This window comes from Pseudomarimonas salicorniae (genome assembly GCF_023156535.1).
Classification (GTDB): domain Bacteria; phylum Pseudomonadota; class Gammaproteobacteria; order Xanthomonadales; family Xanthomonadaceae; genus Pseudomarimonas; species Pseudomarimonas salicorniae.
Genome location: NZ_JALNMH010000015.1, coordinates 1 through 23,843, shown reverse-complemented (window position 1 = coordinate 23,843; position 23,843 = coordinate 1). Strand labels below are relative to the sequence as shown.

18 protein-coding genes are annotated in these 23,843 nt (G+C 69.3%); 15 read left to right on the top strand and 3 right to left on the bottom strand.

Annotated features, from left to right (window positions below):
• Positions 1-41: 41 nt before the first annotated feature.
• Together rpsB and tsf are read left to right on the top strand one after the other, a co-directional pair.
• A complete protein-coding gene (gene rpsB, locus M0G41_RS16360) occupies positions 42-899 on the top strand; it encodes a 30S ribosomal protein S2 (RefSeq protein ID WP_248211043.1) in 858 nt (285 codons plus the stop codon).
• A gap of 193 nt (positions 900-1,092) precedes the next feature.
• Positions 1,093-1,965: a translation elongation factor Ts gene (tsf, locus tag M0G41_RS16355; RefSeq protein WP_248211041.1), complete on the top strand. Its 873-nt coding sequence runs from the start codon at positions 1,093-1,095 to the stop codon at positions 1,963-1,965.
• Positions 1,966-2,315: 350 nt separating this feature from the next.
• Here the strand turns inward: tsf and M0G41_RS16350 are convergent, their stop codons facing one another.
• Positions 2,316-3,668, bottom strand: coding sequence for an FG-GAP repeat protein (locus tag M0G41_RS16350; protein ID WP_248211040.1), 1,353 nt, complete (start codon positions 3,666-3,668; stop codon positions 2,316-2,318).
• Positions 3,669-4,689: 1,021 nt separating this feature from the next.
• On the opposite strand from M0G41_RS16350, the gene M0G41_RS16345 reads away from it, so the two are divergent.
• The 7 genes from M0G41_RS16345 (at position 4,690) to M0G41_RS16315 (ending at position 14,105) form a co-directional block, all read left to right on the top strand.
• Positions 4,690-5,214: a cupredoxin domain-containing protein gene (locus M0G41_RS16345; RefSeq protein ID WP_248211039.1), complete on the top strand. Its 525-nt coding sequence runs from the start codon at positions 4,690-4,692 to the stop codon at positions 5,212-5,214.
• Positions 5,215-5,230: 16 nt separating this feature from the next.
• Positions 5,231-7,216 carry a protein kinase domain-containing protein gene (locus tag M0G41_RS16340; protein ID WP_248211038.1) on the top strand — a complete coding sequence of 662 codons (1,986 nt, stop codon included), beginning with the start codon at positions 5,231-5,233 and terminating at the stop codon, positions 7,214-7,216.
• Between the two features lie 33 nt (positions 7,217-7,249).
• Complete coding sequence (locus M0G41_RS16335; protein ID WP_248211037.1) at positions 7,250-8,161, top strand: DUF3034 family protein; 912 nt, start codon at positions 7,250-7,252, stop codon at positions 8,159-8,161.
• Positions 8,161-8,598 (top strand): group I truncated hemoglobin, encoded by a 438-nt coding sequence (locus M0G41_RS16330; RefSeq protein ID WP_248211035.1) that lies wholly within the window; start codon positions 8,161-8,163, stop codon positions 8,596-8,598. Before M0G41_RS16335 ends, M0G41_RS16330 begins: the two co-directional genes overlap by 1 nt.
• 133 nt (positions 8,599-8,731) lie before the next feature.
• Positions 8,732-9,934: a PQQ-dependent sugar dehydrogenase gene (locus M0G41_RS16325; protein ID WP_248211033.1), complete on the top strand. Its 1,203-nt coding sequence runs from the start codon at positions 8,732-8,734 to the stop codon at positions 9,932-9,934.
• Between the two features lie 5 nt (positions 9,935-9,939).
• Entirely contained in the window at positions 9,940-13,275 is a 3,336-nt protein-coding gene (locus M0G41_RS16320; RefSeq protein WP_248211031.1) for a M12 family metallo-peptidase, read from the top strand.
• A gap of 143 nt (positions 13,276-13,418) precedes the next feature.
• Positions 13,419-14,105 (top strand): RcnB family protein, encoded by a 687-nt coding sequence (locus tag M0G41_RS16315; RefSeq protein WP_248211030.1) that lies wholly within the window; start codon positions 13,419-13,421, stop codon positions 14,103-14,105.
• A gap of 37 nt (positions 14,106-14,142) precedes the next feature.
• Here the strand turns inward: M0G41_RS16315 and M0G41_RS16310 are convergent, their stop codons facing one another.
• Positions 14,143-15,213 (bottom strand): succinylglutamate desuccinylase/aspartoacylase family protein, encoded by a 1,071-nt coding sequence (locus tag M0G41_RS16310; protein WP_248211029.1) that lies wholly within the window; start codon positions 15,211-15,213, stop codon positions 14,143-14,145.
• Positions 15,214-15,295: 82 nt separating this feature from the next.
• On the opposite strand from M0G41_RS16310, the gene M0G41_RS16305 reads away from it, so the two are divergent.
• Genes M0G41_RS16305 through M0G41_RS16295 form a run of 3 tightly spaced genes read left to right on the top strand, consistent with a single transcriptional unit; the run spans position 15,296 to position 18,602 of the window.
• A complete protein-coding gene (locus M0G41_RS16305) occupies positions 15,296-16,330 on the top strand; it encodes an SGNH/GDSL hydrolase family protein (protein WP_248211028.1) in 1,035 nt (344 codons plus the stop codon).
• A 14-nt stretch (positions 16,331-16,344) separates the two neighbouring features.
• Entirely contained in the window at positions 16,345-17,874 is a 1,530-nt protein-coding gene (locus M0G41_RS16300) for a M20/M25/M40 family metallo-hydrolase (protein WP_248211026.1), read from the top strand.
• Entirely contained in the window at positions 17,871-18,602 is a 732-nt protein-coding gene (locus M0G41_RS16295; RefSeq protein ID WP_248211025.1) for an SDR family NAD(P)-dependent oxidoreductase, read from the top strand. The genes M0G41_RS16300 and M0G41_RS16295 overlap by 4 nt, the downstream gene beginning before the upstream one ends.
• 440 nt (positions 18,603-19,042) lie before the next feature.
• Here M0G41_RS16295 and M0G41_RS16290 read toward each other — a convergent pair whose 3' ends face one another.
• On the bottom strand, positions 19,043-19,924 hold the full coding sequence (locus tag M0G41_RS16290) for a universal stress protein (RefSeq protein WP_248211024.1): 882 nt from the start codon (positions 19,922-19,924) through the stop codon (positions 19,043-19,045).
• A 110-nt stretch (positions 19,925-20,034) separates the two neighbouring features.
• Here M0G41_RS16290 and M0G41_RS16285 point away from each other — a divergent pair, with 110 nt between their 5' ends.
• From M0G41_RS16285 to M0G41_RS16275, 3 genes are read left to right on the top strand one after another with little or no spacing between them, the layout of a single operon-like run.
• Positions 20,035-21,045 (top strand): amidohydrolase family protein, encoded by a 1,011-nt coding sequence (locus M0G41_RS16285; RefSeq protein ID WP_248211023.1) that lies wholly within the window; start codon positions 20,035-20,037, stop codon positions 21,043-21,045.
• 22 nt (positions 21,046-21,067) lie between these two features.
• Positions 21,068-22,339, top strand: a complete 1,272-nt coding sequence (gene kynU, locus M0G41_RS16280; protein ID WP_248211022.1) for a kynureninase — start codon at positions 21,068-21,070, stop codon at positions 22,337-22,339.
• Positions 22,336-23,685: an FAD-dependent oxidoreductase gene (locus M0G41_RS16275; RefSeq protein WP_248211021.1), complete on the top strand. Its 1,350-nt coding sequence runs from the start codon at positions 22,336-22,338 to the stop codon at positions 23,683-23,685. Before kynU ends, M0G41_RS16275 begins: the two co-directional genes overlap by 4 nt.
• Positions 23,686-23,843: the final 158 nt, after the last annotated feature.

Sequence of the window (23,843 nt, the reverse complement as noted above, 5' to 3'; positions counted from 1 at the left end):
CCTACGGCCGGCGTTCCACGTCATTGCGAGAAGGAATACCCATGCCTCAAGTCACCATGCGCCAGATGCTGGAAGCCGGCGTGCACTTCGGTCACCAGACCCGCTACTGGAATCCGAAGATGGCCCCGTACATTTTCGGCGCCCGCGGCAAGATCCACATCATCAACCTCGAGAAGACCCTGCCGCTGTTCAACGACGCGATGAACTACGTGTCGGGCCTGGCTCAGAAGCGCGGCACCATCCTGTTCGTCGGCACCAAGCGCTCGGCGCGCGAGGCGATCAAGGAAGAGGCGAACCGCTGCGGCATGCCGTTCGTGTCGATGCGCTGGCTGGGCGGCATGCTGACCAACTTCCGCACCGTCAAGCAGTCCGTCTCCCGCCTGAAGGAGCTGGACGCGATGGAGTCGGACGGCAACTACGGCAAGCTGGTCAAGCATGAGGTGCTGGGCCTGCAGCGCGAGCGCGAGAAGCTGGAAGCCTCGCTGGGCGGCATCAAGGCCATGGATCGCCTGCCGGACGCCCTGTTCGTGGTCGACATCGGCCACGAGAACATCGCCGTCCAGGAAGCCAAGAAGCTCGGCATCCCGGTCATCGCCGTGGTCGACACCAATTACGACCCGGCCCTGGTCGACTACGCGATCCCCGGCAATGACGACGCCATCCGCGCCGTCCAGCTGTACACCCGCGCCGTCGCCGACGCCGTGCTGGAAGGCAAGGCCGCTGCCCCGATCACCGGCGGCAGCAACGACGAGTTCGTCGAACTGGACGCCGAGGGCAACCCGGTGGCGGGCGAGGACGGCGAGCGCCGCAAGCCGGCCGGCCGTCGCGAGCGCACTGATCGCCCGGGCGGCAACAAGCGCCCCGGCGGCGGCCAGCGCCGCGGCCGCGACGGCGAGTAAGCCGTCGCCGCGATGACGCCCGCGGTCATGCGGGCGTCATTGAACTGCGTCATAGCGGTCGCGCGGGAGCGGCCCAGCGTCGACTCCCGCCTGGCACCGTAGCGTGCCCGCCCGCGCCGAAGCTGCGCGCGTCACGCGACCACCGATTCAATCCCGGCAGCGCTGCGGCGTTGCCCACCGCATCGAGGACACCATGGAAATCACTGCAAGCCTGGTCAAGGAACTTCGCGAGCGCTCCGGCGCCGGAATGATGGAATGCAAGAAGGCGCTGACCGAGAACGGCGGCGACATCGAAGCGGCCATGGAATTCCTGCGCAAGACCGGCCTGGCCAAGGCCGACAAGAAGGCTGACCGCGTGGCCGCCGAGGGTCGCATCGCCATGGCCCAGGACGGCGGCAATGCCGTGCTGGTCGAAGTCAACTCTGAAACCGACTTCGTCGCCAAGGATGAGAACTTCGTTGCCTTCACCAACCAGGTCGCCGAAGTCGCCCTGTCCAGCGGCGCCGCCGACGCGGAAGCGCTGAAGAGCGCCAAGCTGGGTGACCAGACCGTCGAGGAGACCCGCGCCGCGCTGATCGCCAAGGTCGGCGAGAACGTGCAGGTTCGTCGCCTGGCCCGCGTGGCCGGCAGCAACAATGTCGCCGCCTACGTGCATGGCGGCCGCATCGGCGTGCTGGTCGAGCTCAAGGGCGGTTCGGAAGAGCTGGCCCGCGGCATCGCGATGCACGTCGCCGCGATGAACCCGCAGTACCTCTCGCCGGCCCAGGTCCCGGCCGAGATCGTCGCCAAGGAGAAGGAAATCTCGCTGGCGCAGATGAGTGACAAGGACAAGGCCAAGCCGGCCGAGATCCAGGAAAAGATGATCGCCGGCAAGATCAACAAGATCCTGTCCGAGATGTGCCTCACCGGCCAGGCCTACGTCATCGACACCAACATGACCGTCGAGGCCGCTGCCAAGAAGGAAGGCGCCGAGATCGTCTCCTACACCCGCATCGCTGTCGGCGAGGGTATCGAGAAGGTCAAGGAAGACTACGCCGCTGAAGTGGCCAAGGCGATGCAGGTCTGATCCCGACCCGCAACCTGAGTCCTGAAAGCCCCGGCCCAGTGCCGGGGTTTTTTTTGTGCGCACTATCGGCGGTAACCCCGCGCAGAAACTGCAGGTTCCGAGGCGCTTGCGTCCGATCCACTGGCGGATCGGAAAACTCGCAGCCGGGAGATCCGCAAACTTTGCACGCGCTCGCCGGGCATTGGTTCACCGCCAAAGAAAGAGCCACGACTTCTCAACTCAACCATGGGTTGGCTTTCGCTGGCACCCGCAAAGGACCTTCGCGGAAGCCGGCTGCCACGTAGATCCTCGACTCTCTAAAAGAGCCTGAGCGACGCACACGAAGCCTGGGGGAGGTCCTGCAGAGCGCCCTATTCGAACCCGTCGCCGAAGATGCCGGCCACCTCATTGAGGTAGGCCGCGCCCTCGTTGCCGGGAGCGATGCCGGGCCTTTGGGTGACGCCGTAGGCCGTGGTGAACTTGGAGATTGCGACCGAGCCACCCACGTCGGACCAGCCGGTGTCGAGGCCGGTCGGGCTTATCTTGCCGATTTCCACCCAGCTGTCGGGCTGGCCGCTCGTCTGCTCGAACAGGTAGACGGCTCCCCTCCCGCTGCCCACGCGTGCGCCGGGGGCGCCAATCACCGCGAAGCGGCCATCAACGTCGACCGACGCCCCGAACTGGTTGCCTGCAGCGTCGTCGCTGGGAAGCAGCTGCTGGACTTCGGTGCGCACCAGCCCGAAGGTCGACAGGTCGAAGGCGTAGACCGCTCCGGAGCTGGACGCGAAGCCTTGGCCGTCGTAGAGCTCGGTGCCGACGAGTCCGACCATGCTGTCGAAGGACAAGGCCGTGCTGCGGCCCAGATGGTCCTGCTGGAAGGCGCTGCCGGCCTCGAGGAAACTGGCCTCGGCCCAGTGGAATGCACCGCCCGGCAGCTGGTTCTGGCGCCCGTAAAGAACCCCCGCGCCGCTTTGGTGCTGCGAGGCGTAGTAGATCGGAGCGCCGGCAATGATGAGGCCACGGTCGATCGCCACCGACCAGCCGAGCTGCATGCTGTGGTCGAAAGTATGGCCCGGATTCGGGTTACGGCCGTACAGCTCGTGGCTGAGCTGGAAGCTCTGCGGCGAGCCGACGCGCTGGTAGATGTGGATGGCGCCGTGGTTGCTGCCACCGGCACTTGGATGTTCATAGCGAGGCGAGCCGACCACCGCGGTGACCACGAGGTCTCCGGTCTGGCTGTTCACCGGCTCGCTGATGTCGATACCGACGCCGTGGCCGAACTCTGAGCTGTGCTCTTCGGTGAGGGGGTCGGGGAACAGCTGCGAGTCGAAGGTCCAGGCGCCGCCATTGGCACGCCGGAACAGGTACACCCTGCCATCGGGGCCCGCGCTGATCCGGCCTGCCTTCGGGGCGCCGACGATGAGCCAGTCCATCATGCCGTCCGGGTCCAGGGCCAGGTCGAGCGCGAAGCCGAACTCGTCCCCGTCCGCGCCATCGGGCGCCAGCAGTTTTTGCTGCTGGATCCACAGCCCACCGATCCGCTCGAACACGTAGACCGCCCCTCGCTCGTGCCCAATGGCGGAGACATCATCCATCGAGCCGACCGCGAGCACGTTGCCGTCGAGCGCCACGGAGTGGCCGAAGCGGGTGCTCGAGCCGTTGCTGCTGACCGGATCATCCGGCTCGACGATGGCTTCGGGACCCAGCAGGGGTGGGCCGGCCATGGCCGGGCATGAGGCCGCCAGCAAACCGGCAAGGCAACCGGCAGCAGCGCGCGCGACCCTGCGCGCCGCTCGACAGCGATGAACCCTCTGCGCCGTCCGGCCATTAGTCGGGGCGGGGTGAATCTGCGAGTGCGCGTGGATCATAAGGATGCTCCGATGACACCTGCTTCCTAGAGCGCAATTCGGGGCGAAAACCTCCAGCAGCTCGGCATGCGGGCTGCCCACCCGGCGGGGGAACGGCCGGGTCGGCGCTGAGAGCGCGAGCGCTGTGCCCCGCGAAAGCGGAGCTTGCAGATCTCGGAAACGTCGCAGCTTGGAAGAGGTCGAGGAACTCGTGCTCGGCTCAGGGCTGCTATTGGTCAGTGGGCCTGGAGCCACCGACCGCCGTCATCCGTGGGCCGCGTCACGGATCGAGTGCGGGTTCACGTTGACTAGACGGACACGAAGTCAACCATGCAAGGAAACCGCCGTGTCGACGCGCGTTCTCCTTTCCCAGCAGCGGGCCGCCCCATTGAACACTTCGTTCCGTTATTCGCTTGGCGCCCTCTGCGTCCTCGTACTTGCCGCCTGTGCGTCTGCGCCGCCTCGCGGTGATTCGTCGGTGGCAAGGCCGGCGCAACCCGCCACCAGGGCCCCCGTGACGAGCCCGGTGCAATCGCCAGCACCGGTGACGCGGGACCCGACTGGGAAGCAGGCTGCCGCAGCCGGGTCCGCTCCGGTCGCCTCACCCGCTGCCACCGCGCTGCCAAGTTCGGCTGAGGCGCCAGTTGCCATCGCGAAGGCCCCCACTACCCCCGCGGCGGCGCCCTCCCCTGTCCCGCCGATTTCCTCACCTTCGACGTCAGCGGCGGCAACGGCACCGACGGCTGCAGCACCCGCGCCGACTCGCAGCGCCCCGCCCCCCCCTCCGCCAAAGCCGTCATCCGGGCCGCTACCAGCCACGGTCAGCATCGAGGGAAGGGTAAGCCTCGAGGCTTCACGCGGTGCCGAGGTCAGCCCTGGCGAGGTAGGCGAGGCGGTCGTGTATTTCGTTCCGGAGGCACGGAGCGCCAAAGCGCCTGCCTTGCGGCGCGAGGTGATCACGCGCAACAAACGCTTCGAGCCCAGCACGCTGGTCGTTCCGGTGGGCAGCGTGGTGGTGTTCCCCAACCAGGACGTGGTCCTGCACAACGTGTTTTCGCTGTCTGCCGGCGCGGAATTCGATCTCGGACTGTACGGACCGAGCGAAAGCCGAGAGATCCAGCTCGATCGCCCGGGCGTCGTCCGCGTGCACTGCAACGTGCACCATTCGATGCAGACCGACGTGATCGTGGTGGATACACCTTTCTACGCACAGCTCTCGGCGGATGGCACGTTCAGCCTCCGCAAGGTGCCTGCCGGAGCCGGAACCCTGCACATCTGGCATCCGCGCGCCGAGCCGGCCACGAGCAGGCTGACGCTGCCGCTCAAACGGCCGCTCTCCCTGGCCCTTGTGGCGACCAAGCCGCGGGTACCCCCGCACACCAACAAGGACGGCGAATCCTATCGCGCCGCTCTGGGGCGCTAGCCGCATGTCGCTGGGCATGCGCCTGCTGCTGATCACCCTGGCGCTGGTGCTGCTGGCCGCCGCCGCGGTGGCGGGCATCGGGCAGTGGCGAGGCGGGCAGCTTGCCGACCGTCTGGCCGATGACTCGCTGCGCGGCGGCCAGGCCGTGCAGACCTACTTCCAGGAGCGGAGGGCGCGCGAACTGGAGCTGATCTCCCAGCTGCTCGCCAGCGAGCGTCCCTTCGTTGCCTACATCGCCCAGGCGCTGGCGCTAGGGGCGAACGGAGGTGAGGTCGACGTGGCGTCGATCCTCGATCTGATCGCCCAGCGGCGCAACCAGCTGGGCTTCGATGTCGCCCTGGTGATCAGCCCCGCCGGGCGGATCGTCGCCGACTCGCGCTCGCCGCTCAGCGCGCCACGGGACTTGTCGGGTCTGCTGCCCGTGGCCGAGGCGGTCCGCGAGGTCGCGCCGGCGCGCGGCGTGTGGATCGACGGCGAGGGTGCCTACCAGGTCGCGGTCGTGCCCCTGCTGATGGGGCCCAACATGGAGGCACTGCTACTTGCTGGGCTGACCATCGACAACGAGCTGGCGCGGGACATCAGCCGGGTCAGCGGCACCGAGGTCATGATCATCCAGCAGCAGGCCTCCGAGCACCGCATCCTGGCCGCCAGCGCTGACCTTGCCCAGGCGCGCAGCCTGCTCGGCCCCCTTGCATCGCAGGTGCTGGACTCGCCCGGCGCCGCCGCGCAGCCCGCGGTGTTTACGCTGCAGATCGAGGACGATGCCGTGTGGCGGGCCAGCGCGGCGCCGCTCGCCGGCGCCCCCGAGGGCGTATGGCAAGTGGCGCTGGTGCCACCCCGTCAGCGAACCGATCTGTTCAGTGCGCTCACCGGAATGATGGGGGGCGGCGCCATCGCCGCGGCGCTGGTCATCCTGCTGATGCCTCTGGCGATCTCGCGCAGCGTGCTGCGGCCGGTGTCGGTGCTTGCCGACGGCGCCGAGCGCGCCGGTCGTGGTGACCTGCCCCAGCCGATTCGCGTGTCCGGCAGCGGTGACCTGCAGCGGCTCGGGCGCAGCTTCAACCGGGTGATCAGCGACCTGCGCGAGATGCGCGACATGGAAAGCTACGTCGCCGAGCTCTGGCAGAAGCGAAGCGCGATCGAGAACACCGCGCCCGCCGGCCCGGATCCGGGAGAGCTGCTGCCCGGATCCCTGTTCGCGCGCCGCTACGAGATCCGGCGCAAGGTGGCGGAAGGTGGAATGGGCCGCGTATACCTCGCGCTCGACCGTGAGCTCGGCGAGGAGGTGGCCCTCAAGACGCTGAGGCCGGAGTGGCTGGAGAACCCGACCACCCTTGAACAGCTCAAGACCGAGATCCGCACCGCGCGACGGATCACCCATCCGAACGTCGTGCGCACCTACGACTTCGGTCAGGAGGGCGACCTGCCCTTCCTGTCGATGGAATTCGTGCATGGCGTGACGCTCCGCGATGCACTGCGGCGCACCGGACGCGTCCGCCCGTATGCCGCAATGCGCGTCGCCCGCCAGCTGTGCGCCGGACTCGGCGCCGCCCATCGCGCCGGCGTGCTGCACCGCGACATCAAACCCAGCAATGTGATGCTGGAGGTCAGCGGCACTGCAAAGCTGATGGACTTCGGGGTGTCCCGCGGCATCGGGTCGCCGATCACGCCCGAAGGCCCGGAAAGGCAGTTCGCCGGGACGCCGCATTACCTGTCTCCCGAGCAGGCGCAGGGACGCGAAGCCCGGGAAGCCTCGGACATCTACTCGTTCGGCATCCTGCTGTCCGAGCTGTTCACCGGCGCCCTGCCGATCGATGGCGACAACACGCTGGACATCTGCATGGGCCACCTCGAGCGCGAACCGGTTCGCCCTTCGGCCTACTGGCCGGAGATCCCGCCGGCGCTGGAAGCCCTGATCCTGCGCTGCCTGGAAAAGGATCCCGCGCGCCGCTATCCCAACACCGACGCCCTGCGCGACGACCTTGAGCGTCTGCGGGCCTGACGGCCGGCACTCCCCACCCAAGACGAGATACCCATGCCCTCCCCGTCCCTGCCCCATCGCTCGATACCGCCACGCTCGGCATCCAAGATTCTGGCGCTGCCGCTGCTGCTTGCCGCGGCTCTGGCTATGCCGCTCGACGCGCGGGCCGAAGGCAGCCGCCAGCTGGCTACCGGCGGCGCGAGTCAGATCGAGGGCTCGGCGGGCGGCGGCCTCGTGCCATGGGCGGTCATCGCCGGCTACGGCGCGCGCGAGGAAATCGGTGTCACCGCCTTCGCCACGCGCGCCAACACCGGGGACTATCGCCTCGACGTCCACGGCGCAGCGGTCGGGCTGTTCAACCGGCTGGAGCTGTCGGTGGCGCGCCAATCGCTCGACCTGATCACGCTGGGGCCCGCACTCGGCCTCCCCGGCGCCAGCCTTGACCAGGACATCATCGGCGCCAAGCTGCGCCTAGGGGGCGACGTGCTGTACTCGCGCTGGCCGCAGTGGGCGCTGGGCGTGCAGTACAAGCGGCAGCGGTCCTTCACCATTCCCGGCGTGGTCGGCGCGCGCGACGACAGCGACTACGACCTTTACACGAGCGCCACCAAGGTCTGGCTGGCGGGCGCCGGCGGATACAACCTGGTCGGCAATGCGACCTTGCGATGGAGTCGGGCCAACGAAACCGGCCTGCTGGGCTTCGGCGGTGATCGCGGCAACGGCCGGCAGCTGACGGCAGAAGCCAGTCTGGCCGTGCTGCTCGAGCGTCACTGGGCGGTGGGGGCCGAGTTCAGGCAGAAGCGCGGCCATCTCTCGGCCCTGCCGGAAGACCATTGGCGAAACGTCTTCGTCGGCTGGTTCCCCAATCGGCATCTGTCGATAGTCCTTGCCTACGTCGATCTCGGCACGGTCGCCACGCTCGACAGCCAGACCGGCTGGTACCTGTCCCTCACCGGAGGTTTCTGATGCGATCCACGCGCCTTGCGCTTGCCATCCTCCTGGGCGCGGTGCTCGCGTCGGCCTGCGCGACCCGTGAGCCGCGCTCCAGCGACTCGCTCTACCGTGAGGTGGGCGGCGCCCCGGGCGTGGAGCGCCTGGTGGAGCGCCTGCTTGACCGCGTCCACGAGAATCCGCGGATCAGCGGGCTGTTCGCCAACAGCGACCGCGCGGATCTCCAGCGCCTGATCGAGGAGCAGTTCTGCGCCGAGTTCGGCGGCGGCTGCACCTATACCGGCCGCAGCATGGAAGAAAGTCACAGTGGCCTCGGCATCAATCACGCCGAGTTCGAGGTCTTCGTCGAGGACCTCATCCTGGCCATGGAGGACGTCGGCCTTGCTACGCCGACCCAGAACCGCATCCTGCGCATCTTCGCCCCGATGCGCGATGAGGTCGTCGACCGGTAGCGAGGCCCGGCAACGAGGCGAACACTGCTGCGTCATCGAACGCGCCCACGCCAGCCGGGGAACTGGAGAAGCAAAATCTTCGCGTGCTTCAAGGTAAGGTTGCAGGCTTGTACTCCATGCCCCAGGTGTATCCATGCGCAAGAACTGCCTCGCCCTGCTGATCGCGGTCTCCCTTACAGCCTGTCAGCCCGCAGCAGAGTCGGCCGCTAACGCGCCGGCCGCCAACGAGGCGGCCGCCTCGGCTTCCGGGACGACCGCCGCAGCGCCTGCTTCGATCTCCATTCCGACGCAGCTCGGCGCGGTGACCCTGACCACGGTGGCGCGCGGCATGCCCAACCCCTGGGCGCTGGCCTTCCTGCCGGATGGCGACATGCTGGTCACCGAGCGCAGCGGGGCGCTGCGCCGGGTGGCGGCCGACGGCAGCGTGTCGGAACCGATCAAGGGCGTGCCGGCGGTGGTCGCCGAGGGCCAGGGTGGCCTGCTCGATGTTGTCGTTTCGCCCGGGTTCGCCTCGGACGGGCTGGTCTACCTGACCTATGCCGAGCCCGGCGAAGGCAAGCTGGCCGGCACGGCGGCGGCGCGCGGCAGGCTGGAGGGGGATACCCTCGTCGATGTCGAGGTGATCTTCCGCCAGGTGCCGAAGACCGATTCACGCCATCACTTCGGCTCTCGACTGGTGTTCCACGGCGAGCACCTCTACATCACCATGGGCGACCGCGGCGACCGGCCCACCGCGCAGGATCTCGGCAGCCACATGGGCACGGTGGCACGCATCTTCCCCGATGGCCGGGTGCCCGAGGACAACCCCTTCGTCGGCCAGGAGGGCGCGCAGCCGGAGACGTGGTCCTACGGCCACCGCAACCAGCAGGGCGCGGCGCTCAATCCGTGGACCCAGGTGTTGTGGACCCACGAGCACGGGCCCAAGGGCGGTGACGAGGTGAACATCCCGCAGGCCGGCAGGAACTACGGCTGGCCGATCATCACCTACGGCATCAACTATTCAGGCTTTCCGATCCCCGAGGCCGAGGGCGAGAGCAAGGAAGGCCTCGAGCAGCCCCACTACTACTGGGAGGTCTCCCCGGGCGTGAGCGGCATGGCCTTCTACGCCCACGAGCGCTTCCCCGCCTGGCAGCGCTCGCTGTTCGTCGGATCGCTGGCCCAGCGCGCGCTGATCCGCCTGAGCCTGGACGAAGTGGGCAACGTGGTCGGCGAGGAACGACTGCTCGAAGCCCAGGGCTGGCGCATCCGCGACGTGCGGGTCGGCCCCGACGGCGCGGTCTGGGCGTTGACCGACGAGACCGACGGTCGCCTGCTGCGCCTCGAGCTGAAGGGCTGAACCGCGTGACCGCGGCAGGTCGGGGCTCCACCACCGGACTGATCGTACTGTTGCTGGCGGCCGTGGCGCAGTCCGCGGTTGCGGCGCCGGAACACAGCTGGCAGGCCGAACTGCTCGACGATGCCAAGGCGGCCGGACTAGCAGCGCGGCGCCCGGACCTCGCCGCCCTGCCCGATGGCAGCCTGCAGCGGCTGCTCGCCGCCGGCGGCAAGCAGTCCGGCGACTGGTCGCTGCGGCTTGCCGACGGCCGCGTGCTGCGCCTGCTCGATGCCCAGCGCATCGAGCATGGAAACGGCGACGTCAGCCTCAGCGGCCAGCTCTCCGGCGAGGGCCAAGGCCATTACGGGCTGGTCACCCTGGGCCGCGAGGCGAGCTTCGGCACTTTCGACTCGGCGCACGGCCGCTACCGCATGGAGGCTCAGGGCGGCGAGGGCTGGCTGGTGCGCCTCGACCATCCCGGCATCGAGGTGGCCGCGGCGGATCTCGGTGTTCAGGAGGTTGCCGGCAGCAGGGGCCGACACGGCCACAAGAGTCAGCCGCTTCCCCCACCCGCTGCGGATGCACAGCGCGCCAAGGCAGGCACGGTCATCGACGTGCTCTACCTCTACAGCGCCGACTATGCGGCGCGCTATCCCGGCACGGCAGTCGAGACCCGCATCCAGCATCTCACCACCCTAGCCAACCAGATCCTTGCCAACAGCGGGATCGATCTCGCGCTGCGCGCGGTGGGCTTCGACGCCACCGCCTATCCCGACACCGAGGGCGGTGGCGACAGCGGGTTCGCCCTGTCACGCATGGCCGATGCACTGGCCGGCTCCAGCAATACCCACCCTGCCTTCGCCAACCTGCGCGCCCGGCGCGACCAGGTCGGCGCGGACCTGGTCAGCCTGTTCTGGCCGGCCGATATCGAGACCCGCGGCAGCTGCGGCATCGCCCGCCTGTTCGGGGCCGGTGCGAATGCCGGCGTACACGTCGTCTCCGACGGCTTCAGTTCCTGGTCGCTGTGCGCGGACGACGTACTCGCCCACGAAGTCGGCCACAACCTCGGTGCCGAGCACCAGAACGGCGCCAATTCGCCGAGCGCCGGTTTCGGCACCGCACACGTGGTGCTGCGCCAGTTCCATACGGTGATGGGCTCCTTCGGCAGCGGCAATCCGGATCGTGGCCGGCGCCTGGCGCGCTTCTCCAACCCGCAGCAGCTCTGCGGTGGCCGGCCCTGCGGGGCGGTCGGCGTGTCGGACAACGCCCGGCGGATCCGCGACAACATGGGCGCGCTGGCCGCCTATCGTCCATCCAGCTCGGCCGTAGCCACGCCGGAGCCGCTGGCGGCGATCGATCCCGACAGCGATGGCGACGGGACCCCTGACAGCGCGGACGCCTTTCCCTTCGATGCCCGCTACCGCAGCGATCGCGACGGCGACGGCGTCGCCGACGAGGTCGACGCCTTCCCCGACAATGCCGCCGAATGGGCCGACACCGACGGCGACGGCCTCGGCAACAACGCCGACAGCGACGATGACAACGACGGCGTCCCCGATTCCGTCGACGCGTTCCCGCTGCTCGCCTCGGAAAGCCGCGACACCGACGGCGACGGGGTCGGCGACAATGCCGATGCATTCCCGGCCGATCGCCGCGAGTGGCGCGACCTTGACGGAGATGGGATCGGCGACAACGCCGACCGGGACCGCGATGGCGACGGGTTCACCGACGTCGCCGGCGCCGGGGGCGCGCAGGACCTGCTGGCCATCAGCAGCGGCAACGACCGACTGCTTCGCTATGGCGATGATGGGCTCTTCTCCGGCATCGAGTTCGCAGAGCGCCATGTGCCGCAGGTTTTCGGCCGCCAGGCGGCACTGGCCTGGAACGCCGGCCTGAAGCGGCTGTACTCGACCAATGCCAGCGAACTGCGACGCTATCGGCGCGAGGACGGCAGCCGCATCGACACCTTCATCGCCGGCTTCCGCGGCGGTGAGCGGCCGGGCTTTCTCTCCGGCTTTCCGGCGGCGATGAGCCTCGCCGCCGACGGCACGGTATTCGCTTCGGATACCGGCGGTGTGCTGCAGCGCCATGATGCGATCAGCGGCCAGGCGAGGCCGGGCGGCGAGTTCGGAGCGCGCCTGCTCGCCTCGGCACCTCGCGCCAGCGCGGTGACCGCGGACGGCCAGCTCTGGATGCTCGAGAGCAACGGCAGCCTGACCGCGGTCGACGTCGCCACGGGCCTTCGCGGCCGGCAGCTGGTGCCAAGCCTGGTCGGGGGGGCGCCGGCATTGCGCGACCCGGTCGCCCTGCTGGTCGATGCCGACGACCGACGCCTGCTGGTCGCCGATGCTGCCCAGCAGCACGTGGTCCGCGTCGACCCGGAACGCGCCGGGGACACCGAGGTCCTGATCGCGGCCGGCGCTGGCGGCCTGCAGTCCCCGTCCGGCCTCGCCCGGCTCGCCGATGGCAGCCTAGTGGTCAGCAGCCGGGGCAACAACGCCCTGCTGCGCTTCAGCGCCACCGGGCAACCGCTCGGTCGCTTCGACACCGGCCCGAGTGGCCTGCTGCAGGCGCCGCGCGCCCTGCTCGCCCTGCCGCGGGTGGTCGACCGCTTCCCCGACGACCCCGCGCGCGCCCTGCTCCCGGTCGCCGGCGGCTGGGCCAACCCGGCGCGTCTTGGCCACGGTCTCGACCTGCAGAATGCCGACGGCCAGCTGGCGGTGATCTGGTACACCTTCCGCAGCGATGGCCGGCCGATCTGGTATCTCGCCCTCGGGCCCCTGCTCGGCGATCGCTGGGAGGCCGAGCTGCTGCAGTTCCGCTGGCAGGACGGGGTGGCGACATCGAGCGTGGTCGGCAACGCGCGCCTGGACTTTGCCGATGAGCGAAACGCCCTGTTCAGCTGGACCCTGCCCGGCAGCAGCGGCAGTGAGCCGATGCAGCCACTGGACGTGGGCCCGAGCAGCCGGACCCAGTTCCCCACCGCGGCCTGGTTCGATCCGACCGAACCCGGCTGGGGCCTGTCGGTGACCCGCCAGGGCGGGGTGGACTATGCGATCGCCTTCCTCTATGACCGCGGCGGCGACCCCAGCTGGTTGGCGGGCGCCGCCGACGCGGCGGATCCGGCGCTGTTCCCGATGTTCCGCTATGACGGCCCGACCCGCTGCCCGGGCTGCCCAGGCGCCAATGAAGCCACGCTAACGCCGGCGGGTTCCCTGCGCTTTGCCGCCGAGGATGCCGACTCGGCGCGATTCGAATCCGCCCTGTCCGTCGACGTGCTCGACTGGCAGCGGGATGCGCGGGCGTTCAGCCGCCTGACCGATACACCCACCACGCCGGACGGCGACTCGCTGCCGAGATGAACGTTCGGATCGCCCACCTGAACCGCTGTCGAGCGTTCAGCTGGCAGCGCGGGCAGGTTCAGTGCCGCCGTGGCAGAGTGATTTCCGGTGCCGCATTCCGTGGCGCCGCTGCGCCAGCTGTCGGCGCCCTGCGGAGGACCGCCATGTTTCGATTCGCATCTTCGACCCTGATGATCGTCGGCCTGCTGGCCGCGGGCAGCGTGCTCGCCCAGGACTATCAGCGCGGACGCTCCGTCGATCGCGGCGAAGCCCGGGTCAGCGGCCAGCGCCATGACGGCGCGCGGGCGCACCCGCAGCGTGGCCAGGAGTATGGGCAGAATCGCGGCGAGACCCACTGGGAGCGTGACACGCGGCTCAGCCGGGATTCCCGGTTCCACGTGCAGGAGCCCGAGAAGCACGACCGCGGCTACGACCCGCGCCGGAACAACCATGGCCGCCGCGGCCATGACCACGACCGCTGGCAGGTGGACCGTGGGCTGCCGCATTCCGATCCGCGCTACCGCGACTACCGCGATGATCGCTACCGCGACCACCGCAGCGACTGGCGCGATCCGAAGTGGCGGGTGACCTGGCACCACGGCTGGTCCGGCCATCGCTATCGCGCGCCGATCCGTTATTACTACCCGCAGGGCTACAGCACCTATCACTGGCGCGTCGGCTACACCCTGCCCTCGGCCTTCCTGCTCTCGAGCTGGCAAGTCGACTACCGTCCCTACGGCATCGCCCCGCCGCCCTACGGCTGCCGCTGGGTACGCGTCGATGGTGATCTGCTGCTGGTCGAGCTGGCCACCGGCTACATCGTCGACGTGCTCTACGACTTCTACTACTGATCACCGGCGCCAGCCGCGATCGCATCCCGTGCCCGGCTCAGTCGGGCGCGGGACCGTCGAAGTCGCCCAGGCCGACGCCGTCCAGCTCGGCCTCCAGCTGATCCATCAGGTCGCCTTCGAAACCGGACTCGCCGAGTTGGGCGACATGGAACAGGGCGTCGCCCTGGTTTACTACCGGCAGGTTGGAGAGGCCGATGACCAGGCCCGCGCTGCGCGCCAGCACCGCCGACTCGCCGCCACCGAAGGGATCGGACACCAGGCCCAGGGTTTCGCCCTCCTCGACCCGCGAACCCAGCGGCGCCAGGCGTCGGAACACGCCGCCAACCGGGGCGCGCAACCAGTGGCTGCGCCTCGACACCAGGCTGGTCGGGCTGGAGACGCGATGGTGGCCGCCGATCATGCCGAGCGCGCGCATCACGCGCAGCACGCCGCGCAGCCCGCTGCGCACCGAAAGCTCGTCGAAGCGCAGCGCCTCGCCGGCCTCATAGAGCAGCACCGGTACGCCAGCCTCCTGGGCCGCCTGGCGCAGTGACCCGTCACGCAACGAAGACTGCAGCATGACCGGCGCGGCGAAGGCCTCGGCCAGCGCGCGAAGCCGGGGCTCGGTCAGATCGGCGCGGACCTGCGGCAGGTTGACCCGATGCGCCGCCGCGGAATGCAGATCGATACCGTAGTCGCTGCGGCGCACCACCTCCTGCATGAACAGGTGGGCGAGCTGTGAAGCCAGCGAACCGCAGGCGTTGCCCGGGAACATCCGGTTGAGATCGCGGCGGTCCGGCAGATAGCGCGAGTGGGCAATGAAGCCGAAGGCATTGACCACCGGCACCGCCAGCAGGGTCCCGCGCAGCTTGCCGAGCGTGGCCACGCGGAGCAGACGTCGGATCACCTCGACCCCGATGACCTCGTCGCCGTGGATCGCCGCGCTGAGAAACAGCACCGGACCGGGCTGACGTCCATGGACCACGTGAACGGCCAGGGTCATCGGCTGGTGGTTGGAGAGCAGGCTGATCGGCAGGTCGACGGTCGCGCGCTCGCCGGGCCGGACCGTGCGGCCGCCAATCTCGAAGGCGGTGCGCTCGGTGCTGCGGGACGGTCGGCCGGATTCCATCAGGAGAGCATACGGGACAGCGGGTCGCCCGATACCGGCGGGATGCCCATAATCGACGCCCGCCTCGCCCGAGCCTTCCGGAATGAAGTTACTGCCCACCTGCTGTCTCGCCCTGGTCCTGCTTGCACCCTGCGCGCACTCCGCGGTGCCGCTGGCCGTGCTGGGCGATTCCGACAGCGCCGGATACCAGGACCGCATCAGCTTTCCCGAGGGCAGCGAGCGGCGCGGCGGCCGCTTCCGCCAATACAGCCTGCAGTGGACCGAGATCCTTGCCCGACTGCGCCCCGACTCGGTCGACCTCGGTCCCCGCGAACTCGTCGGCATGGCGCCCTGGCAGGCGCGCCTCTGGCGCTTCCTCCGCGGGCCCGCGCGAGCGCCGCGCAAGCTCGACCATCGACACAATTTCGCCATCTCCGGCGCGCTGTGCGCGGACCTGGTCCAGGGCCATGCCGCCCAGGCCCCGGCGCTGCGGGCCCTGATAGCCAGCGAGCCGGAACGCTGGAAGCGGGGCGTCGTGCTGATCCGGATGGGCATCAACGATCTGGGCACGCGCGACGCGATGGGACCCGTAGCCCGCGGTGACACCGAAGCCTCCTCGCAGCGCATTGCCGACTGCCACCGGGCGATCGCATCCTCGATGGACCAGCTCCGCCAAGCGCAGCCCTCGCTGCGCTTCATCCTCGTCGGCCTGTTCGACAACGCTCACTGGGCACCGAACCTCGATCGCTGGCATGACCCGGCGGTGCTGGCCCGCCTCGATGCCGTCGCCGAGGCCTTCGATGCCGGCCTCCGCGACATGGCGCGGCACCCGGAAGTCGTCTTCTTCAGCGACCGGATCTGGTTCGAATCGCTCTGGGGCAGCCGCGATGCGGCTGGCCAGCCAGCCTACCGTGAAGTCGAGCTGGGTCCATGGCGCGTCGGCAACACCCACGGCGACAGCCCCCAACACGCCAGCCTGGGCGATGGCCACGCCGGAACGATCTGGAACGCACTCTGGGCCAACGCCCTGATCGATACGCTCAACCGGCTGGAGGGCGTGACGCCGATCCCGCGCCTGGACGAGAACGAGATCCTCGACCTGCTGCCGGACGCGCCGCCCCCCGCAGCCCCTCACTGAAACGGAGTTCCCGCATGCGCCGACTGCTTGGCCCCTCGATCGCCGCTCTCACCGCCGCCTTGATCGCCGCCCAGCCGGCGGCGGGCGGCGGATTCGATCCGGCGGAGATTCCTGCCTATGCCGGCGAGCATGAAGCGGTCTACGCGCGCATCGACAGCGAGATCGAGCAGCACCTGGGCCAGCTCCAGCGCTGGGTGCGGCAGCGCTCGATCAGCGCCCAGGACGACGGCGTGCGCGAGATGGCCGAGCTGCTGGCCGCCGACCTGCGCCAGCTCGGCTTTGCCGAGGTATCCCTGGTCGAGACCCGCGGCCATCCCGGGGTGTTCGGCTATTACGACGCCGGCGCCGAACGCACCGTCGTCGTCTACATGATGTACGACGTGCAGCCGGTCGACCCCGACTGGCGCATCGAGGACCCGTTCTCGGGCGAGCTGGTCGAGCTGCCGATCGGCCGCGTGCTGATGGCCCGCGGCGCCACCAACCAGAAGGGCCCGCAGCGCGCCTTCCTCAACGCGGTCGACGCCATCCGCAAGGAGACCGGCGGACTTCCGGTGAATCTCTATGTGGTGGCCGAGGGCGAGGAGGAGCTGGGCTCCCCGAATTTCGGCGAGGTGCTGGCACCCTACATCGAACGACTCAGGAAGGCCGACGCTGCCTTCTTTCCGATGAACCTGCAGCGGCCGTCGGGCGAGGCGACGCTGAACCTCGGCGTCAAGGGAATCATCTACTTCGAACTTGAGGCCCGCGGCGGTGACTGGGGCGGGCCCTCGCGCAATGACATCCACGGCTCCTACAAGGTGCTGGTCGACTCCCCTGCCCTGCGACTGATCCAGGCGATCGCCTCGATGACCTCGAAGGATGGCAACACCATCATGATCGAGGGCTACTACGACCCGATCCGCGAACCGAGCACCAGCGAACGGGCGCTGATCGAACGACAGGCCGCGACGGCCGACGACGCCGCCCTGCAAAAGGCGCTCGGCACCTCGCGCTGGATCGACGGGCTGACCGGCCGCGAGGCGATCGAGCGTCACCTGTTCCACCCGACCCTCAACGTCAACGGCATCTGGAGCGGCTACACCGGCGAGGGCACCAAGACCGTCTTGCCGCACAAGGCCGTGGCCAAGATCGACTCACGCCTGCCGCCGGGCCTGGAGCCCGAGGCCGCCTACGCGATGATCCGTCGCCACCTCGACAAGCACGGCTTCGGCGACCTGAGCCTGCGTCCCATGTCCGGCTATCCGGCGGCCCATACGCCGGTCGAGGACCCGTTGGTCCAGGCGGTGATCGGTGTGCTCAACAAGTACGGTGCGACCCCCGAAGTCTCACCCTGGCTGGCCGGCAGCGCACCCTTCTACCAGTTCACCCGCACCCTTGACCTGCCCTTCGTCTTTGGCGGCCTGGGCCACGGCTCGGGGGCCCACGCGCCGGACGAGTACATGCTGATCGAGCCCGCCGAGGGCACCAGGGCGGCAGGCCTTGCCGAGCTGGAGAAGTCCTACGTCGACCTGCTCTACGCGCTGTCCGAGGGCGCCGGCCGGTGAATCGGCTATGGCTGCTCAGCGGCGCCTCGCGCGGGCTGGGCGCGGCGCTGGCGCGCGCCGCGGTGGCTGCCGGCGACCGCGCGATCGGCATCGCCCGGGGCGACTCGTCGGCCGGTGAAACCCTGCGTTGGGATCTCAGCCGCCCCGCGGGCCTGGCCGCCGCGGTGGCCGAGCGCCTGGAACAGGCGCGCCGCGCCGAAGCGCCGCCCTCGGCCTGGGTGCTGGTCAACAATGCCGGCCTGCTCGGACCGATTGGCGAACGCTATGGCGAGGACGAGGTCCAGGCCGTGCTGCAGGTCAATCTCGCCTCGGCGATCCTGCTCTCGCGCGCCTTCGTCGACGCCCTTTCCGATGTCTCCGCACCCAAGCAGGTGATCAACATCTCCTCCGGCGCCGCAACCCGCACCATCGCCGGCTGGAGCCTGTACTCGGCAAGCAAGGCCGGTCTCGAGCACTACGGCCGCGGCCTGGCCGCCGAACAGGCCACCGCCGAGCATCCGGTGGACGTGGTCAACCTCAGCCCCGGTGTGATCGATACCGATATGCAGGCCGAGATCCGGGCGGCCGGCCCCAAGGGATTTCCCGACCATGATCGATTCGTCGGCCTGCAGGCCGAAGGCGCCCTGGCGTCGCCGGACGCAGTGGCCGCAGCCATCCTCCGCGGCGCCAGCTCCCGCTGCCGCCATGCCGGCGCCACCCTCACCCTCGCCGAGTACGCCGGCCGCTGAGCGGGCCCGTGCACGGGAACGACCGGTTGGGGCGCAAAGCAGACCCTCCGCAAAACCCGAATGTAGGAGCCAGCTTGCTGGCGATAGGCACCACGGACGGGATGATCGCCAGCAAGCTGGCTCCTACGTGCAACGGCGCTGCAAGGTCCGGTTTACGCCGCAAAGCAGGCCTTGCCGCGGTCAAATTGTGGGAGTGCCCTTGGGCGCGACCGCAGCGCTACGGATTCACCACAGACCGCGGCCAGAGCGGATCTCCGCGGTCGCGCCCAAGGGCACTCCCACATTCGGGCTTCGTTGGGCGCCGGCGAAGCCCCATAGGATGTGCCTTGGCGCACCGATACGGGCGTTCGGACGGTATGCCCGGTGCGGCCAGCCGCACCCTATGAATGTCTGCTTCGCGCCCTAACCCCGCACTCCCTGGGGTTGCCGCTGGAACCGACCTACCTGCGGCCCGCGATCAGCAGGTCGCATTCGGCCTGCAGGGTGAGCGCCTCGGCAGTGCCGCCGAGATGGGCGGCGCCGTCGGCACGGTCGCCGCGACCGAGCACCAGCGCCTGAGCGCCCCCCGCAGCCACCTCCTCGAGCAGGCTGCGTACGGGGTGGCCGATGAGGATCCGCGCCTCGATGCCGTCGGAGCCCTGCTTCCGCAGCCAGTCGCTCAGGCGCTCGCTGGCCACCTCGCGCGCGGCGTCGGCGGCGGCGGTCTCCTCGACCTGCGTAAGCGACGCGGCGCTGCTCAGCAGGTTCTGGTCGATCACGTGGACGGCTTCCAGCGCGACGTCCGGCCAGCAACGCCGGGCCATCTCAAGGGCCCGGCCGCCGCTGTCTCCGAAGTCGACGGCAAGCACGGCGCGATCGATCTGCTGGGCGGCGTCCTCGTGCTCCCGGGCCAGCCACAGGGCACAGTCGATTTCCCGGACCAGCCGGCGGGCGGTCGATCCGATCAGCGCCTGACGCCAGAGCCGGTTACCGCTGCCGGCAATCAGCAGATCAATCCCGGGCTTGCGGCAGTACTCGACGATCCGCGCGCCGGGAGACCCCTCCAGCACCGCGGACTGGAAGGCGACGCCTGCCGGCAGACGAAGCTTGGCGCGCAGCCGGTCTAGCCCGGCGGACGCCTCGTCTTCGATCCGGGCGCGGAGGGCGGTAGGCTCGCCCAGCCCCCAATCCACCGCCGTGCGCAGCGCCCGGGAATCGAGGACGTGGACCAGCTGCACGCCCTGCGGCACGCAGCGGCCTGCCATCGAGCCCAGACGATGGGCGAGCGCCGCGGCCGCGGGACCGAGATCGGTAGCCAGCACAACCTGCCGAATCGCCGACACCCTCTTCTCCAGCGTTGCGATGAGTCGAGCCTAGTCCGGTCCGACCGGGCCCGGCATGACCAGGATCAAGTCCGGCGCCGCGCGTCGCCCGCATCCGACTACAATGCGGCATGCTCCGGATCGACACCCACACCCACGTCCTGCCGCGCGATTGGCCGGACCTTGCGGGCAAGTACGGCGACCCGCGCTTTCCGGTGATCCACCACACCGATGACGGCGCCCACCGCATCTACAAGGACGGGCGCTTCTTCCGCGAGGTCAAGGAGTCGAGCTGGGATCTCGATCTGCGCATCCGCGACTACGCCCGCTTCGGCATCCAGGTCCAGGTTCTCTCGACCGTGCCGGTGATGTTCAGCTACTGGGCCAGGCCGCATCACGCGCTTGAGCTGCACCAGGTGCTGAACGACCATATGGCCGAGGCCTGCGCGCGGCACCCGCGCCACTACGCCGGCATCGGCACCGTGCCGCTGCAGTCGCCGCGGCTGGCGATCCAGGAGCTGGAGCGCTGCATGGACCAGCTCGGCCTGCAGGGCGTGCAGATCGGTTCGCACGTCGGCGACTGGAACCTCGACGCCGAAGAGCTGTTTCCGTTTTTCGAGGCGGCCCAGGACCTCGGCGCTGCAGTGCTGGTGCATCCCTGGGACATGATGGGCCGCGAGAGCATGCCGAAGTACTGGCTGCCCTGGCTGGTCGGCATGCCCGCCGAACAGGCGCGCGCCGCTTGCTGCCTGATCTTCGGCGGCGTGCTCGAGCGCCTGCCGCGGCTGCGCGTCGCGCTGGCCCACGGCGGCGGGAGCTTTCCCTACACACTCGGCCGCATCGAGCACGGCTTCCGCATGCGACCGGATCTGGTCGCCACCGACAATCCGCGCGGCCCGCGCGAGTATCTTGGCCGCCTGTACTTCGACAGCTGCGTGCACGACCCGCTCGCCCTGCGCTACCTGTACGACCTGGTCGGCGCACGGCAGCTAATGCTGGGTACCGACTATCCCTTCCCCCTGGGCGAACAGCAGCCCGGGCGCGGCATCGACGGTCTTGAGGTCGATGCCGCGGCGCGCGAGCGGATGCTCGCAGGCAGCGCACTCGAGTGGCTGGGTCTGCAGCCACATCGCTTCCACTGAACCGCACGGATACCTTCACTCCATGAGCTTGTCTGCCTTCGAGGACGAGGCCCGGCAGCTGGATGCCGCCGACCCGCTGGCCCGCTTTCGCGATGCCTTCCTGATCCCGCCCCACGACGGATCCGACATGCACTATTTCGTCGGCAACTCGCTGGGCCTGATGCCGCGCGCGACCCGCGGCATCCTCGACGAGGTGATGCGCGACTGGGCGCAGCACGCCGTCGAGGGCCACTTCGCCGCCGACAACCCGTGGATGCACTACCACGGCCTGGTCCGCGAGCCCCTGGCCGAGCTGGTCGGCGCCAAGCCGCTGGAAGTGGTGGCGATGAACACGCTCACCGTCAACCTGCACCTGATGATGGTGAGCTTCTACCGTCCCCGCCCCGGTCGTTCGGCGATCCTGATCGAGGCCGGCGCCTTTCCCTCCGACCGCCACGCCGTCGAGTCGCAGATCCGCTTCCACGGGCTTGACCCGGCCAGCGAGCTGATCGAGGTCGAGCCGGATGCCGATGGACTGATCAGCCACGCGCGATTCGAGGAGGTCTTCGGCGAGCACGGCCAGCGGATCGCCCTCGCACTCTTCCCCGGGGTGCAGTACCGCACCGGCCAGTTCCTCGACATCCCCGGACTGACCGCCCTCGCCCGGAAGCACGGCTGTGCGGTGGGCTGGGACCTGGCCCATGCGGTCGGCAATCTGCCGCTGTCGCTGCACGATTCCGGCGCCGACTTCGCGGTCTGGTGCCACTACAAGTACTGCAACAGCGGACCGGGCGCGATCGCCGGCTGCTTCGTCCATGAGCGGCACGCCGGCGCCGATGTGCCGCGCTTTGCCGGCTGGTGGGGGCATGACCCGGCGACGCGCTTCCTGATGAAGCCGGATTTCGTCCCGGCGCAGGGCGCCGACGGCTGGCAGCTGAGCAACCCCCCGGTGCTCTCGCTGGCGCCGCTGCGCGCTTCGCTGGACCTGTTCCACCAGGCCGAGATGGGCCGGCTGCGCGCCAAGTCGCTGCGCATCACCGGCTTCCTCGAGCGCGGCATCGACGCCCTGCTCGCCGACACCCTCGAGATCCTCACCCCGCGCGACCCGGCTCGCCGGGGCTGTCAGCTGTCGCTGCGCGTGCGCGGCGGACGCGAGCATGGGCGCTCGCTGTTCGAATCACTGAAATCACGCGGCGTGCTGGGTGACTGGCGCGAGCCCGACGTGATCCGCATCTCGCCTGCGCCGCTGTACAACCGCTACGCCGACGTCGTCGCCTTCCTCCGCGAGACCCTCGCCTGGCGTGACCGCCGATGAGCGCACCGCGCTCGTGCGCCATCGTCGGCGCCGGCATGGCTGGTAGCCTGCTTGGCATCCTGCTCGCCCGGCGCGGTTGGCGGGTCGACCTGTTCGAGCGGCGCGCGGACCCGCGCCGGGTGGGGTACGAGGGCGGACGCTCGATCAATCTCGCGCTGGCCGAGCGCGGCCTGCACGCGCTGCGCCAGGCGGGTCTGGAGTCCACCGTGATGGGCCAGGCGATCATGATGCGCGGGCGCATGGTGCACGTACCGGGCAGCGAACCGCAGCTGCAGCGCTACGGTCGCGACGACAGCGAGGTCATCTGGTCGGTCCACCGCGGCCGCCTCAATCTCTCGATGCTGGACGCCGCCGAGACCGCCGGGGCACGCATCCACTTCAACTCGGTGCTGGAGGACGTCGAGTGGATCGACCAGCGCCTGCACTTCGCGCACCCCGACGGCCGGCGAGTTCACCATGATTTCGACTTTGTCATCGGCGCCGATGGCGCCGGCTCGGCGCTGCGCCAGGCCATGTCGAGGGAGCTGCCGCTGGGCGAGAAGGTCGAACTGCTCGACCACGGCTACAAGGAACTGGAAATCCCGCCGGCCGTGGACGGCGGCTTCCGGATCGAGGCCCACGCCCTGCACATCTGGCCGCGCGGCCGCTACATGTGCATCGCCCTGCCCAACTGCGAGCGCAGCTTCACGGTCACCCTTTTCCTGCCGAATCAGGGCCCCCATCCAAGCTTCGAGACCGTACCCGACGGCGCGTCGGCGCGGCGCTTCTTCGCCGAGACCTTCGCCGATGCCCTGCCCCTGATGCCCGAGCTGGAGCGCCACTTCGACGAGCATCCGATCGGCATCCTCGGCACCCTGCGCCTGGAGCGCTGGCATCTGGACCAGCGTGCCGTGCTGATCGGCGACGCCGCGCACGCCATGGTGCCGTTCCACGGTCAGGGGATGAACTGCGCCTTCGAGGACTGCGTCGAACTGGCCGAACGCCTCGACCAAGCGCGAGACCGCGAAGCGGCCTTCGCCGAGTTCGAAGCGGTGCGCCGGCCCAATGCGCTGGCGATCCAGGCCATGGCGCTGGAGAACTATCTTGAAATGCGCGACCGCGTGGACGACGCCGACTACCTGATCCAGCGCCAGCTCGAGCAGCGTCTGGCCGACCGCCACCCCGACCGGTTCGTCCCGCGCTACAGCATGGTGACCTTCACCCGCCTGCCCTACGCCACCGCCTTCGAGCGCGGCCGCCTACAGCGGCAGCTGCTGATCGATGCCACCCGCGGCCTGAAATCGGTGGAACAGGTCGATATGGCGGCCGTTGACCGACGCTTGGAATCCGAACTGGCACCGCTCTAAAGGCACCGGAGCAAGGTTCGATTCGGGCGCGAAGCAGACCTTCCGCAGAACCCGAATGTAGACACTCTGTTCCCTGTCAAGCGATTTCTTGGCTCGGGAACAGCCTGCTCCCGTCGTACTTTTCTGGGCTTTTGACGAGGGTCCAGGCAGCGGTGAGC

Coding starts and splice junctions, on each gene's coding strand:
- rpsB (WP_248211043.1), top strand. CDS start 42: ATGCCTCAAGTCACCATGCGCCAGATGCTGGAAGCCGGCGTGCACTTC.
- tsf (WP_248211041.1), top strand. CDS start 1,093: ATGGAAATCACTGCAAGCCTGGTCAAGGAACTTCGCGAGCGCTCCGGC.
- M0G41_RS16350 (WP_248211040.1), bottom strand. CDS start 3,668: ATGGCCGGCCCACCCCTGCTGGGTCCCGAAGCCATCGTCGAGCCGGAT.
- M0G41_RS16340 (WP_248211038.1), top strand. CDS start 5,231: ATGCGCCTGCTGCTGATCACCCTGGCGCTGGTGCTGCTGGCCGCCGCC.
- M0G41_RS16335 (WP_248211037.1), top strand. CDS start 7,250: ATGCCCTCCCCGTCCCTGCCCCATCGCTCGATACCGCCACGCTCGGCA.
- M0G41_RS16330 (WP_248211035.1), top strand. CDS start 8,161: ATGCGATCCACGCGCCTTGCGCTTGCCATCCTCCTGGGCGCGGTGCTC.
- M0G41_RS16325 (WP_248211033.1), top strand. CDS start 8,732: ATGCGCAAGAACTGCCTCGCCCTGCTGATCGCGGTCTCCCTTACAGCC.
- M0G41_RS16315 (WP_248211030.1), top strand. CDS start 13,419: ATGTTTCGATTCGCATCTTCGACCCTGATGATCGTCGGCCTGCTGGCC.
- M0G41_RS16310 (WP_248211029.1), bottom strand. CDS start 15,213: ATGGAATCCGGCCGACCGTCCCGCAGCACCGAGCGCACCGCCTTCGAG.
- M0G41_RS16305 (WP_248211028.1), top strand. CDS start 15,296: ATGAAGTTACTGCCCACCTGCTGTCTCGCCCTGGTCCTGCTTGCACCC.
- M0G41_RS16300 (WP_248211026.1), top strand. CDS start 16,345: ATGCGCCGACTGCTTGGCCCCTCGATCGCCGCTCTCACCGCCGCCTTG.
- M0G41_RS16285 (WP_248211023.1), top strand. CDS start 20,035: ATGCTCCGGATCGACACCCACACCCACGTCCTGCCGCGCGATTGGCCG.
- kynU (WP_248211022.1), top strand. CDS start 21,068: ATGAGCTTGTCTGCCTTCGAGGACGAGGCCCGGCAGCTGGATGCCGCC.
- M0G41_RS16275 (WP_248211021.1), top strand. CDS start 22,336: ATGAGCGCACCGCGCTCGTGCGCCATCGTCGGCGCCGGCATGGCTGGT.